Raw genomic sequence first — 14347 nt, 5'->3', positions numbered from 1 at the left:
TGCCGGCATTACAGTTTCCCGTAACAGAGGAACGTCTCTTTACCGGTGCTTAACTGAACGACAGCCTGAACTGTTCAGCATTAGATGTATAACCAAAATGAAAATATACTTCTTCTAAAACCCAAAGCCCCCCTTATTTCTTTCACGGATAGCTTCTTCTGTTCCCGGCAGCAGGAATTCCAGCGTTGCCTCTGCTTCTGCCTGCACCTTTTCTATAAAAGGCCGCAGTTGCTTGTTGTACTCATTAAAAGCTGATTCATAATCACCGTTGTATTTAGCAAAAGTATCCGCCAATGCGGTTGCGCCTATTATTGCCAGTGAGCCGCCCATGCCCGCTGCCGGCGAAGCGCAATAACCGGCGTCTCCTACCAGCGCTACCCTGCCTTTTGTCCACCATGGCATTTTTATCTGGCAGAATTTGTCGAAGTAAAAAGTTTCTGCCGCCATAACTTCTTTCAATAACTCTGCAGCTCTCCAGCTCACTCCTTCAAACTGCGCCAAAATTATTTCCTTCTGTTGCGCTTCATCCCGGTAATTATAGGGAATTTCCTCTTCCGAACGGAAAGAGAGCACGATGTCTGTTTTATGCCTGTAGGCATTGAGCATTATACCTTTATCGGGTTCGCTGTACAATTGCAAAGTGTTTTGCCTTATCAGCAGTTTGTTGACGATAGTAATAGAAAAATACTGCCCAAGGAAATGGGAGTATGCTGTTTCATCTCCAAACCAGATCCTTCTTACGGCTGAATGGACGCCGTCACAACCAAACACCAGGTCATATACGCGATGCGAGCCATCCTTGAAAGTAACTTCAATATTGTTCTTTGTTTCATTCAAACCTGTGATGCTGTTGTTAAAAATAAATTCAACATTATCTTTAACTCTATCAAACAACATATTCAGCAATGTATCCCGTTCAATTTCAAATTCATCATCCGGCTGTTCCAGTATCCTGATACTTTCAGTGACATCATCTGCGTTTCTAAATTCCGTTGACTCCAGGCTTAACCTGTTGGCTTTTATCTGCTCAAAAAGCCCCATTCGCTTTACAATATCAACGGTGACTTCTTTTATATCCACGGGCGTGCCTCCCTTTTTAAGATGGCTCCCAATTTCAACAACAGTTACGCTGTATCCCATTTTATTCATCCACCAGGCAGTTGAAAGCCCTGCAAAGCTGGCGCCTGATATAAGCACTTTTAAGGATCTCATTTTTATACAATTTTATCCGGCAAAGGTGCATTACCCGGTAAAGTACAGCAATAGCAAAAGAGGGTAAGTATTGGACTATTGGTGGTTTTTGTTCCGGAAAGCCAGCGCAGTTATACCTGCAACCTTAGTAAACAAACGTGAAAAATAGGGATAATCATCATAGCCTAACTCAATGGCAATTTCTTTTACCGATTTAGGGGAATGATAAAGCAAACGTTTTGCCTCTAAAATAACGCGTTGCTGTATATGATACGAAACGGAGTGCCCTGTTGTATTTTTCACACATTCATTCAGGTAATGCGTGGAGATGTTGAGTTTTTCCGCGTATGCTGCCGGGCGTTTAACAGTGGTATAATTATGTTCCAATATTTCATTGAAGGATTTGGTCACTGTTTCAAAGCGGGAAAGCTTGTCGGGCGATACTGATTTCTCCAGGTATAGTGAAAGGATCAATGCTATCAATGCATTGCAGCTGTCTTTTAGCATGGAGCTATACAGCCTGTCATGTTTTCTTTCATAAAAATTCATGCAAAGCGACCATGCGGCTTGAATAACCGGAAGCGTTGCTTTACCCGGCGTCATTGGTTTTGCAGGCATTATTCCTTCCAGCAATTTCAGGTATCCCGGATGCAGGTTTTCATTATTGATAGCACAGGCGCTAACAGTTACATTTTTATATGCTTTTATAAGATGTACCTGATTAGGATGCATATAGATCAAAGAGGGCGCCTTGATATGATGCTTTTTGAAATCAATTTCAATGGTAACCGTTCCTTTTTCAAGCAGGAAAAACGAATGGTAGTTGTGGCGGTGCGCTTCTTCTGCTTCCCTGAACATCTCCAATTCCCCAATTTGTATTCTGTCTACAGTAATACCAACGTTTTCCCCTTCGTCAAAATAATTTACCGGGATAGATGTTTTTTTTGCCATTGCTTCAATTCATTTCGCGGTTGAAATATACATCTTTCCCTGAGAAGAATCCTTCAGTGGTTCTTTCCTCCGGATAAGAGAATCGGCTAAATCAAAAGCGGATTTGGATAAACCGGATTGAAGGGTGTAAGTGATCTTTGCTGTATCAAAAGAAAAATATCATGCGTGTATTTGTTACAGGAGCCACTGGCTTCGTTGGTACTGCCGTAGTGCAGGAATTGATAAGCGCAGGCCACCAGGTGCTTGGCCTGGCCCGCTCGGAGGCATCCGCCCAAAAGCTGGCAAAAGCGGGCGCGGAAGTGCTTTATGGCGACCTGGAAGACCTTGACAGCCTAAGGGCTGGCGCCAGCCAAACCGATGGCGTTATCCATGCCGGTTTTATTCATGACTTTACCCGGTTCGCAGAAGTTTGCGAAGCAGATAAGAAAGCGATAACAACTATTGGCGAAGTATTGGCCGGTTCCGACCGCCCATTGATCGTTACTTCCGGTACGGCGCTGGTAAGCCCGGGCAAACTGGCTACGGAAGACATAATCCCTGCGTTTAACCCTGCCTGGCCACGTGCTTCCGAACAGGCAGCAGATGCCGTATGCGCGTTGGGCGTACGTGCGGCGTCTGTCCGTTTATCACCATCCGTGCATGGCGACGATGATAAGCACGGATTTGTTCCCATACTGATCAATACTGCGCGGGAGAAAGGTTTCTCCGCTTACATTGGCGAAGGGCTTAACCGGTGGAACGCCGTACACCGGCTGGATGCCGCTCACCTGTTCCGCCTGGCCCTGGAAAACGCCACACCCGGCACGCGTTATCATGCCTGCGCCGAAGAAGCGGTAACCGTGCGATCTGTTGCGGAGGCCATAGGCAAACAACTGGATATGCCGGTGAAATCAATAGCGCCTGAAGCCGCTGCTGAACACTTTGGCTGGTTTGCACAGATGGCTGCCATCGACTGCCCCGCATCCGCTAAACTGACGCAGGAACGTTTGAACTGGCGCCCCGTGCATTCAACATTGCTTGCGGATATTGAAAACGGTGTTTACACAAGGTAACAGCTATGAAAATCATTGTAACCGGTTCTTTAGGGAACATCAGCAAACCGCTGACAGCAACCCTGGTTGCCCAGGGGCACCAGGTAACCGTAATTAGCAGCGATCCGCAAAAACAGCCGGCTATTAAAGCAATGGGCGCCATACCCGCTATTGGCTCCATCTCCGATGCCGGTTTTCTAACAGATACCTTCAAAGGTGCAGACGCCGTTTATGTCATGATCCCCCTGAGCTTTACCGAACCAGACCTGGGCGATTATTTACGCAGGATAGCACAAAATTACGTGCAGGCGCTAAAACAGGCGGTCGTTGGGCGTGTGGTGCTGCTGAGCGGCTGGTCGGCAGACCTGATACGTGGCGAAAATACCGAGGATGTTTTTGATGATTTGAAAACGTCTCTTACGATCATGCGCCCTGCTGCTTTCTATACCAACTTTTACCAGTCGATGGACCTGATCAGGGGCAAAGGCCTCATTGGCAAATTCCTGACACTGCGGTATTCCGGGATCGGCGCGCTACTTACCGGGAAAACCGGCCTGCTGATGGGAAATTACGGCGGCAACGACAGGATCGTTTTTGTATCGCCGAAAGATATCGCGGATGCTGTTGCTGAGGAACTGTTACTGCATCCTGAAAAAAAGACGATCCGCTATGTAGGCAGCGAGGAAATGACCTGTAACCAGGCGGCAAAGATCATTGGCGAGGCTATAGGCAAGCCATGGCTGAAATGGGTGCTGCTGTCGGACAAAGCCATGCTGCAGGGTCTGAAAATGGCCAAAGTGCCGGAGAAACTGGCTGAAACCCTTGTAGAAATGCAGGCAGTTATGCATAGCGGTAAACCGCTTGAAAACTTTCACCGGAACAACCCCAAAATGGGTAAGATCAAACTGGCCGATTTCGCCAAAGAATTTGCGGAAGCCTATCACAGAAGTAATTAACTTTATAAAGATGAACAGCCCACAGATCCTTCGCTTCAGTACGATCACCGAATATCACCGGGCCGCAGGATTACCCAATCCTGCGCACCCGCTGATCAGCGTGGTTCATATGGACGACATTAAACAGCCCATCGCCGATATTCCGTTCAGCCTGATCTATGACTTTTATTCCATCTCGCTGAAAAAAGTAGGTAATGCAAGGTTTAAGTACGGGCAACAGGCAAGCGACTTCGACGAAGGGGTTTTATTCTTCATGTCGCCCGGTCAGCTATTCGGTATTGATATGCCGCATGATATCAGTGAGATGAAACGTCCCGAAGGCTGGATGATACTGTTTCACCCGGACCTTATATGGAATACACCGCTGGCAAAAAACATCAAACAATACGAGTTCTTCAGCTACTCCGTGTACGAAGCGCTTTATCTTTCTGATAAGGAAGAAGCCATGCTCACTGCCATTGCCAACCAGATTGAGCAGGAGTATAATACGAACATAGACCGCTTCAGCCAGAACGTGATCATTGCCCAGATTGAACTGCTGCTCACCTATTCCGAAAGGTTTTACCAACGCCAGTTTGTTACCCGCAAAGTAGCCAGCCATGAAGTGCTCACCCGCCTGGAAGACTTTCTATCTGAATATTTCAGCGGCGGCGCCCTGGCTCAAAAGGGATTGCCAAGTGTAACGCTCATTGCAGAAACTTTAAATATTTCTCCGGGCTATCTCAGCAGCCTGCTTAAATCGCTTACCGGGCAAAGTACGCAACAGCATTTGCACAACAAGCTGATAGAGCTGGCAAAGGAGAAGCTTTCCACAACGAACCTTTCTATCAGCGAGATCGCTTATGAACTGGGATTCGAGCATCTGCAATCGTTCAGTAAATTATTTAAAACAAAAACAAATCTTTCGCCAATGGAGTTCCGGCAGTCGTTTAATTAATATTGTATCTTTGCCGGCATGAAATGGCTTGTTTACCTGTTTTCATTATACGTGCTATTATTATCGGGCGCTCCCTGCGACGCCGATGATGACTGCTGTAGTGATTTCACCACACAAACCAGCCATCACCCCGGAAGCGAAACAGGCAAAAACCATAAACCGGTATCTCCCTGTTCTCCGTTCTTTGCCTGTGGCGCCGTTCATGCCATAGTTGTGCCGGAGGTTTACAGGGTAAAACCGTTATCTTTACAACCCCTGCCCGAACTGCATAGTAACTATACAGCACCACAGTTAGGCGACTTCTCCCCTGCCATCTGGCAACCACCCAAACAAGTTTAGGCTGCACAACTGTTAACAGGCGGGCACTTCTTCCCGTACTATATTTTACTGCTTAAACTTTGTTTCCGGATAATGAAACTTATATTTACACTGCTGCTGTTCTTAGCAGCCAACATCTGCATGTGACAACATTCTCTTACAGCTGGCAGGGTGGCCCTCCGGCCGTCACCAGGCTGATCTTACAAAAGTCTCTCCTGTTATAGGACTCCAACGTGCATTTATTTTCGCCGATAGCTGCCACCCGGAACTGTCCCTGGTTTTCTTTATGTGCTGTCATGCCCAAATTTATACATTTCAAAGGTCACATACACCTCCGTTGTAAAATTAAATGTGCCCGTAACCTGGTTTTAACTTAAGTTAAAAACTGTTGCCGGCATCCTGCGGACATTTGCCGGACCGTTGCACCGGTGAGGTTCCCGTGCAAAGGATTATTTGTAAATTTATTGCTGTTTAGATATCACTTGCCATTCATCCGGGCAAGTCAAAATCAATTGTATGAGCGACCATTTTGAAACACTCAAGATACACCTGGCGGACTTTGCTGCGTTAACTGAAAAAGATATCGCAGACAGCAGCATATTCTGGAAGACGCGAAAAATCAAAAAGGGTGATTTCTTTAATATGCAGAACATGGTTTGCAACGACCTGGGCCTGGTAGTGAAGGGCATCTTCCGGATTTATTACGCCGACCCGGAAACAGACGAAGAAAAAAACATCTTCTTTTTTTCAGAAAATCAATTCCTGGTTTCTTTCCGCAGCTTCATTACCCGTAAGATCTGTCATTATTACATCCAGGCCATGGAAGATTCGGAAATCATCTATATAGCCTATCGCGATCTTACCAACCTTTACGATACCCATTCCAACTGGGCAAGGTTTGGCCGGTTGCTGGCCGAATTGTTTTTTACCTATTCACAAACCCGCACGGAAGAATTACTTTTCATAACGCACGAAGAACGGTTTATACGCTTACTGGAGGAGCATCCGAACATTGTTAACCGTATCCCGGCATATCATATATCCTCCTACCTCGGCATCACTAATCCTTCTTTAAGCCGTATACGCAAAAGGATCAACAGGTAATAGTTGTCTTATAAATGCGGCCTGCTTAATAAAGGTTACATTTTTTATGCGCCTTTAAGCAACAACCTGAGCAGCTTTAATCGTTTTAGATAACCTCAGCGCCGCCAGGATGAAATAGAAGGCGCCAAACGCAGCGTAACCGGCTAAGGTAGTAATACCGGCATTAGGAGCATGTGCCATATTGATAAAAGCAGCACCCGCCAAAACAGACTGACCTCCGCTGACGATCATAGGCCATTGCCCTCCCAGTTGTTTACGCCGGTGCACTCCCAGTATCAACTGTATGAGGCCGCTAAGAATTGCCCATACACCAAAAACTATAAAGGCTCCGGGGATGCCTTTTTGCAATGCCAGGATCACCGCAATAGTGGTGATTATACTGATGGTCGCATTTATATACTGCGGCGTTTTGGACGTAGCAGGCGGATTGGCTTTTATATCCAGGAAAGTGGCTGCTGCATCCCAGGCCGGGTAAATAATAAAAAGAAAAGTGGCGATCCCGGGATTGTTTTTAGCAAGCAGGGAAACAAGTATCACCCAGATAATGGAAAATGAAGCGCGTAAAAAATAGAGATTGCGCAGGGATCTGGCAGTTTGAATAGTTTGAGATTCTTTTAATGTGGTCATAACACGATACGTTATTTGTTATGTCAAATGTCATGGATATTTTGGGGCTGTTTTTTAACTTAAGTTCATTTCATTTTGGCATCACTGAAAGCATACAGCAGGAGCATGCTGTAATTTGGATACCTATCCTTTTACTTCCTTATTAAAGGTAGTTTGTCATAAAGCCAAACAAAGTACAGATATGCACGTGAGGCTACCCGTACTTTGTCTTTTCCATGTTCACCATTAAAGAAATTTCACAACTTAAAATATACCAGCGTAGTTCCTATTTTAACGTAAGCGTTTCTTCTACCTCGCAATATTGGTTATCCAAATTAATGTAGGATGATTTCAAATAAATCTGTTTCAATACGGGATCGGAAGAAAATGTAAGCATCTTAAAGCTATCAGGCCTGACCTCTTTTTTCAGGAACCTACCTGGGGCAACCGCGGTCACCTTATTGGTACCTGGATCAAAAGTAATGCGATACATGCCGCCGAAGATCTCCTTATTGGAAAAGTCCAGAAGTATGCTATTATCTTCGGCAAGAGGAACCGCTACTTTCCGTCTGGCAATGGATATAATATCCGGTACTCCGACAGGCTCAGGACCGCTATAACAGAGCGCTCTGCCAACTGCGTTATAAGTACCGGCGTGTGGCGCCAGCATGCTGCTGTTAGTAGAATCCGTAGGGGCCGCCCTTAACAATATGGCCTTGCTCCCACCATATTTCCCGTTAAGTATGATGGAATCTGTAGTTGCCGAAATGATCTCAAATTCAAAATCGAAAAGTTCGACCTCAGAACCAAAATAAGCTGAGAATATTGCTGAAACGGGATCAATTCCGTCGTCCAAATATGTATAGGTATCAAAGATAAGTTCCGGCCTTTGCAAGGCCTTCAGGCGATAACTGCTTTCAAGCGGTTTTTCATTATCAAGCCGGCTTATTACGCGATTTCCATCATTAAAACGCATCCAAAAATAATAGCTTCTGACCTCGCTCGATATACCGGCCGGTATTACTTTCATTTTCCAGCCATAAGGAGCGGCAGTCAGTTTGGCAGCATAATCTTTCAACACCTTTTCGATCCGTTGATCGGGGGTTTCAGGGAACACACTGTCATCTTTATTTTTGCCACATGAAAAAAATGTGAGAAGCAACAGTATATATAACAAATATCTCTTCATATATATCTTATCTTTTAATGATCCTGATAGTGGTTTTGGCTGCATCAATCCATGAACGCTTTTTTGGCCTGTTGTACACGGGTCTGCAGATCGTAAAAATCAATGTGATAAGCATCTTTGAAGTACTGTACCACCAACGCCTCTTTTTCACGAAGTTTTTGTATGCCTTTCTCATAATCCGGCGCGGTATGCAGATACGCCTCATATTCCTCTTTGCCTCTCCCCAACATAAAGGCAACCATTTCTGCAAAGTCCTCTTCGGGGGCCTTCATGGCATAATTGGAAACAAAGCTCAAGCTAACGGGATTCTCAGCTTGCTGCCACCCATCAGTATAGCTACCGGCGCTGACCTTGTTAAACTCGACAGGATAGGCTTTTTTCTGATTAAGAATATGTGTAAACTCATGATGCAGCAAGTGCATAATTCTGTCTATTGCTCGCTTATCTTTTTTGCTAAATGAATTGACGTCATATAGTATTATTTTAAGCCCATCTTCAGCTACGCCCATAATGCCTGCACCATCTGTTCTTGCAGCAGGGACACCAGATAGCACTACCAGCTTGGGGCTATACATTTTCATAAAGAGCGCCGTGCCGGTTGCCTGGTCATAGGGCTCTATCCACAAATTCCGTATGGCCCGGGCCACAGGTATCACCTGTTCTTCCCTGGGTGGCACCAGGGTATATGACATGTCAAACTCAGATTGGTCCCATTTATATTTCAGCTCAATATTATAAGGCGCCGTTAGTGAATCATATAGCCAATTATCCAGGGCTGTTCTTTTCCAGGTACCACCCAAACCGTTCAGTACTACATCATCCAGTTTATCATCTTTCTTACAGGATATAATTATTGCTATTAGTAACAAAGAGCAGATCAATAGATATTTCTTCATAATATTCACGGTTTAATATTTATCGGGGATTAGGGGTAATTCCATAACTCTGAGCAAACTGCGGTATTTGCAATACTTTCCGCGGATCATCGGCTGTTAGTGTTATTACAGCTCCGTCTTTCGTTCTATGTGTAACCGGCAGGCGATGACGAAGTATATCAAACCAGCGAAACCCTTCCCCCATAAACTCCATCCTTTTAAAATCCAGTATAGTACTTATAAGCGCAGTTTTTAGATCCGTGGTTTTATAAAATGCTTTAACTTTATCCGGTGTCAGGTTATCCTGTGTTGCATTATAATTCCGCGTTCTTGTGCTTACAAAAGCATTCAGGTCGGAAAGCGCCGCATCAAAATTCCCTGACATCACATTGGCCTCTGCCCTGTTAAATAGTGTCTCCTCTGCAGAAAATAAAGGTATATATATAAACGCATAACCTACGCCCGGGGCAGTTTCCACAAAGTTTTCCTTAAATTTTGGCAATACCTTTGTCTCTGGTATTGTGGTTTCTAAAATGATATAGACGAATTTAGTACCAGTGACATTAGGCTTATTAAACAACTCCTTGGCAATAATCGAATTCAAGCCATATTTATAATCTCCAGCTTCCCTTGCCCATGCGGAACCTGCACCGGCAAGCAGGAAATTGGCCTTCTCTGTGGAATTAGTATACCGCGCAAACAGCTCATTATCCGTAAGCGGCAGATAAACGGTATTCCATGGCCGCAGACTGCCAGCGGGGTTCCCTGCAGGCAAGGCTTTACCGGCATGTTCAATCACTTTATCATACTGACGCTTAAAAAGATAAAAGCGGCTGGCAAAAGCGTGCGCTGCTCTATTGGTGAAATGGAATGCCGGTATTTTATATGCGTTATCATTTAGCAGGGATATGCCTTCTGTGAGGTCCTTTTCTATCATTTCGTATACATATGCCACCGTTTTACGTTCATATTGCTTGTACAATGTTTTTTCCGGTTCCAGTACATAAGGTATCCCGGGGTCTGTGGTAGCGGTAGCCGGATCGTATGTTTTAGCAAAGAGGGCGGCCAGCATAAAATGCAGATATGCCCTGGCTACCAGCGCCTCTCCCTTGTAGGCGGCGTAAGCATTGTTGGCAGATTGTCCCTTGCAGGCCTCCAGCGCCTGGTTGGCTGCAGCAATAGCCTTGTAACAACTGCTCCAGTAAAAATTGGGAGTACCAGAACCAGTGCCGGGAAAATCTCTGAACAGATAAGGTTCTTCATTTTCCGGATAACCACCCTGCGCTCCACGGAGACCTGCATTATCAGACATTGCCTCACAGAAAGTGATATAATCAGCTATCGGGTAAGCTGTGGTAAGCAATTGCGCTACCTTTTCCGGGCTATCGAGCTCCGTTCTGTTATCAGGAACCTGTTCCAGGTATTTTTTACATCCTGACGCCAGTAGTGCGGCGCTTAATACAAATAGCCATATCCGCGTTTTGCAGCCATTACCCGGAATAATTGTATAAACGTTGGTTTTATTATACTTCATAACAGATTTCCTTATAAGATTTAAAACGCTGCTTTTAATGTAAGGGCCAACTGGCGCTGTAATGGCTGTGCAACACCTCCTGTGTTAAAGAACTCCGGATCCTGCCCTTTCAGTTTCTTATCAGCATATAATAGCCAAAGGTTGCTGGCGGATGCAGTAACGGACAAATTGCTTAAGCCCGTACGGGATATGGCGGCAGGTGGCAACAGGTAGGTAAGCGATACGTACTTAAGCCTTACAAAACCGCCATCGGCCACCCTGACGGTGGAATAATTATAGTTATTATAAGGGAAATTGTTTCCAATTCTATAATTAGTTAAGGCATCCATCAGCGAAGGTACATTGGTAATATTTTCATCGCCCGGTAAGCTCCAGCGGTCCTTGAATTCGCGGGGCAACGCATCCAGATCCGAGTAGGTGGGCTTGAATATGGGCGTTAACCTGATCTTGTTCCCAGCCTGGTAGGTTAACAGGATATTGAGCGAAAGATTTTTATACCGGAAAGTATTGGACCATCCGCCATTGATGGGTGGGTCAACCGGCCCTTCATATACCAGGTAGCGGGTTTCATTATCCTGTAAATTCATGCCCCTGGATACTTCTCCTTTTTCATTTGTAAAATTTGGAATACCTGTTGCCGGCTCCAACCCTTTAAAATCCAGGGAGAATAATGATTTCACAGGATACCCCTCTTTATTGCCCCCTTCGGCCCTAATCTGGTCAAAAATGATGGGAGTGTTCCGGGCATTTGTGATGCGATTCTTATTATACCCAAATGTAAGGTTGGAAGTCCATTTCCAGTTCTTTTGCCGTATAACGTCGCCGCCCAGGGTTACTTCCACCCCATGCGATCTCAGGTCTGCATAGTTGCCTGTTTTAATCAACTGCCCGCCAACACCGGAAGTTCTGAAATCTGCAATAAGATCAAATCCCCGTCTTCTATATACATCCAATACCAGTGTAAGCCTGCTGTCGAAGAATCCTGCGTCCACGCCAATGTTGGTGGTATAATTTTTTTCCCAGGTAAGGTCGCTGTTCTCCAGGCCAACGATGGCGATTCCGGGTTCAATGTCGCGTAGGTATTGGCGCAAGGTACTATATGGCCTCAATATAACGGAAGAGTTAATAGCCGTGCTATAACTGGCAGTAAGCCCATAACTGGCTCTGAGCTTTAAGTAATCGAGCCAATTTATACCTCCCAACCATTTCTCCTGCTCCATATTCCAGGCGCCGCTCACTCCCCAGGTTGGTAACCAACGGGCGTTGGAAGATTTTCCCAACTGGTTTGAACCATCATACCGCAGATTCGCAGTTAAGTTGTATTTGTTACTTAATGTGTAATCAAGTTTGGAATAAAACGCGGCGAAACGATCATAATTTCTTTCCATTCCAAAATAGGAAACACCCTTTTCCACATCCTTCTTAATCATCATATAATTGATGAGTGGAAGTCCACCATAATCATATTGGTAGCCATAGCCGTTACTGTATGCATTTTGCCTGTTGGCGCTTTTCAATTCCTGCCCTAGCAATATATTCAGCGCCTGTTTACCAAAACTGTTTGAATAGCTCAATTGATTCCTGACATTGTAGTTACTGAGGCTATTTTCTGCACGGTTGTAGAACCCGCCTGCCGGGAGTACTATTTGTGGCAGTGAATTTGGCTGGTCCGGATCTTTGTAAAGGAAGCGGTTTCGCTCAGCGATGATAGCATTAACGTAAGCTCTGTACGCCCCGGCCTTGTTTGACGTTTCATGTACCAGGTTTTCCTCTGTAGTTCTTGCATAACGAAGCGCTCCCAGAAACTCATAACGGAGATGTTTGTTAATCTTATAAGCCAGCGACGCCTGTAACTTTACATCTACCACAGATAGCTTGATCTTATTATTGTTAAGCTCATGAATGATATTGAACGGTGCGTAGTTGCGTGTAAAGTATTCCAGGTTTCCATCATCGTCGTACGCAGTCATCGTTCTGCTGGTACTCAGTGCATAATTAAAGGGATTAATATCAAAGTCCCGGCTCATTCTGCCATATACCGCATCCACCGTACGATTTACCGTTCCCGGGGCCTCCTGCTCTCTTACGGAACCGGTAGCAATGAAAGCTCCCGATAATTTATCTGAGAAGTTGTAGTTGGTTTGCGAGTTAAAGGTGAACCTTTTTACCTTGTCCGCAATGGTCCATCCATTATCGCTATAAAGGCTGGCAGAAACATAGGACTGCATTTTTTCTGTTCCTCCGGAGAGGCTAATGGCGTGCTCCTGTATCAGAGAGTTCCTGAACAACACATTGAACCAGTTGGTATTAACTTTTGCGTAACGCTTCAAAAATCCCATCCTGCCTTCCGGCGTATTCTCCAACTTAAACTTTCCGGTGGCGCTATCCACTTCCTGTAACAGGTCGTACATTTTACCGAATACCCCTTTGTCGGAGCCATTACCTATAGTGGCCAGGTTGAAAAAACCTTTCCTGTAAAGCTCTGCGTAGACAGACATTTGCTCCGCTGAATTCATGATATTAAAATTGCTGTAGCTGGGGCGTAACTGGGAACTGAAAGTGCCGGAATAATTCACCAGGAGCTTACCATCACGCCCCTTCTTTGTATTGATCACAATTACACCGTTCATGGCCCTTGCTCCGTATAAAGAAGTAGCCGCCGCATCTTTCAGAATATCGAAGCTCGCAATGTCATTCATATTCAACCCGGCAACCGCAGACGCCAGCAATGTAGATGGGTCGCCACTGGATAACTGGTCATTGGTTACATCAATTACATCTTCCAGCACAATACCATCTACTACCCATAAAGGCTTGTTAGGGCCGGTAAGCGAGGTAGCGCCACGGATACGAAGTTTGGGAGCGGAACCAAAAGTGCCGGATACATTCTGTACGGAAACGCCCGCGGCACGGCCCTCCAGCATGCGGCTCACATCCGCTATGCCGTCCATTTTGATGTCTTCCGCCTTTAGCTTCACTGCCGCCCCGGAAAACTTACTTTTATCTATCTGCTGAAAACCGGTAACAATTACTTCCTTCAAACCGCTCACGTCTTCCTCCAATACCAGGTCCAGTGGCGAAGATGCTGGCCCGGTCTTTACTTCTACTGTCTTGTACCCTACCATTCTGATAAGTAATACCGCATTCCTTTTCACCTTCAAAGTAAATTTTCCGCCAGCATCGGTAACCGTACCATTACTGGTGCCCTTTTCCAAAATACTGACACCCGGTGCAATAAGATCTTTTGCATGCCTGCCGTGGAGGCGGATCTTACCGCTTACCACCACTAACGGGTCTTGTTGTGCGAGAAGGTATGATGTGCTGCAGATGGTAAGCAGTAACATAAAAAAAAAAGCAAATCGCAAACTTGTCTTGTAGAAATTGGTTGGTTGCATATGTTGTTAAAAGATCTGAGTTAAATTATTGTTAACTAGAACAGGTAGATACATGGGGAATTCTTTTTTACCCTTGATGTTTAAAAAAATTACTGCGACCTCAGCTCTATAAAAAAAGATGTCTCCCGGGAGGGTAAATTGTGCCCTATGATGTCTCATAGGTATACATAAATAGAAAAACATGTCGGAGGGGAAGAAAAAGAGCCTGCCTTCAGATGAATAAGAAAATAGTGATCATTTTTCATCTGTGACATTAAAAT

13 protein-coding genes are annotated in these 14347 nt (G+C 45.2%); 5 read left to right on the top strand and 8 right to left on the bottom strand.

Features of this window, described 5'->3' with window-relative positions; genetic code table 11:
- Positions 1 to 114: 114 nt before the first annotated feature.
- Entirely contained in the window at positions 115 to 1212 is a 1098-nt protein-coding gene (locus FN124_RS28220) for an FAD-dependent monooxygenase (protein WP_142688151.1), read from the bottom strand.
- Between the two features lie 75 nt (positions 1213 to 1287).
- On the bottom strand, positions 1288 to 2142 hold the full coding sequence (locus FN124_RS28215) for a helix-turn-helix domain-containing protein (RefSeq protein ID WP_142688150.1): 855 nt from the start codon (positions 2140 to 2142) through the stop codon (positions 1288 to 1290).
- 161 nt (positions 2143 to 2303) lie between these two features.
- Here FN124_RS28215 and FN124_RS28210 point away from each other — a divergent pair, with 161 nt between their 5' ends.
- Genes FN124_RS28210 through FN124_RS28195 form a run of 4 tightly spaced genes read left to right on the top strand, consistent with a single transcriptional unit; the run spans position 2304 to position 5405 of the window.
- Complete coding sequence (locus tag FN124_RS28210) at positions 2304 to 3194, top strand: SDR family oxidoreductase (protein ID WP_142688149.1); 891 nt, start codon at positions 2304 to 2306, stop codon at positions 3192 to 3194.
- Between the two features lie 5 nt (positions 3195 to 3199).
- Complete coding sequence (locus tag FN124_RS28205; protein ID WP_142688148.1) at positions 3200 to 4129, top strand: NAD(P)H-binding protein; 930 nt, start codon at positions 3200 to 3202, stop codon at positions 4127 to 4129.
- 10 nt (positions 4130 to 4139) lie between these two features.
- Complete coding sequence (locus FN124_RS28200; protein ID WP_142688147.1) at positions 4140 to 5066, top strand: helix-turn-helix domain-containing protein; 927 nt, start codon at positions 4140 to 4142, stop codon at positions 5064 to 5066.
- An 18-nt stretch (positions 5067 to 5084) separates the two neighbouring features.
- On the top strand, positions 5085 to 5405 hold the full coding sequence (locus tag FN124_RS28195; RefSeq protein WP_142688146.1) for a hypothetical protein: 321 nt from the start codon (positions 5085 to 5087) through the stop codon (positions 5403 to 5405).
- Positions 5406 to 5541: 136 nt separating this feature from the next.
- Here FN124_RS28195 and FN124_RS31050 read toward each other — a convergent pair whose 3' ends face one another.
- Entirely contained in the window at positions 5542 to 5682 is a 141-nt protein-coding gene (locus FN124_RS31050; RefSeq protein WP_185937429.1) for a hypothetical protein, read from the bottom strand.
- A gap of 218 nt (positions 5683 to 5900) precedes the next feature.
- Here FN124_RS31050 and FN124_RS28190 point away from each other — a divergent pair, with 218 nt between their 5' ends.
- Complete coding sequence (locus FN124_RS28190; RefSeq protein ID WP_142688145.1) at positions 5901 to 6488, top strand: Crp/Fnr family transcriptional regulator; 588 nt, start codon at positions 5901 to 5903, stop codon at positions 6486 to 6488.
- 54 nt (positions 6489 to 6542) lie between these two features.
- On the opposite strand, the gene FN124_RS28185 is transcribed toward FN124_RS28190, so the two are convergent.
- The 5 genes from FN124_RS28185 to FN124_RS28165 all read right to left on the bottom strand — a co-directional run bounded on the left by FN124_RS28185 (position 6543) and on the right by FN124_RS28165 (position 14036).
- A complete protein-coding gene (locus tag FN124_RS28185) occupies positions 6543 to 7115 on the bottom strand; it encodes a DUF308 domain-containing protein (protein WP_142688144.1) in 573 nt (190 codons plus the stop codon).
- A gap of 265 nt (positions 7116 to 7380) precedes the next feature.
- Entirely contained in the window at positions 7381 to 8283 is a 903-nt protein-coding gene (locus FN124_RS28180) for a DUF4302 domain-containing protein (protein ID WP_185937428.1), read from the bottom strand.
- A 44-nt stretch (positions 8284 to 8327) separates the two neighbouring features.
- A complete protein-coding gene (locus FN124_RS28175) occupies positions 8328 to 9179 on the bottom strand; it encodes a substrate import-associated zinc metallohydrolase lipoprotein (protein ID WP_142688142.1) in 852 nt (283 codons plus the stop codon).
- 19 nt (positions 9180 to 9198) lie between these two features.
- A complete protein-coding gene (locus FN124_RS28170) occupies positions 9199 to 10692 on the bottom strand; it encodes a RagB/SusD family nutrient uptake outer membrane protein (RefSeq protein WP_142688141.1) in 1494 nt (497 codons plus the stop codon).
- A gap of 20 nt (positions 10693 to 10712) precedes the next feature.
- Positions 10713 to 14036: a SusC/RagA family TonB-linked outer membrane protein gene (locus FN124_RS28165; protein WP_142688140.1), complete on the bottom strand. Its 3324-nt coding sequence runs from the start codon at positions 14034 to 14036 to the stop codon at positions 10713 to 10715.
- Positions 14037 to 14347 lie beyond the last annotated feature (311 nt).

The sequence above is a fragment of the Chitinophaga polysaccharea genome (assembly GCF_902150045.1).
Taxonomy (GTDB): domain Bacteria; phylum Bacteroidota; class Bacteroidia; order Chitinophagales; family Chitinophagaceae; genus Chitinophaga; species Chitinophaga polysaccharea_A.
This window is presented reverse-complemented; position numbering and strand designations above follow the sequence as displayed.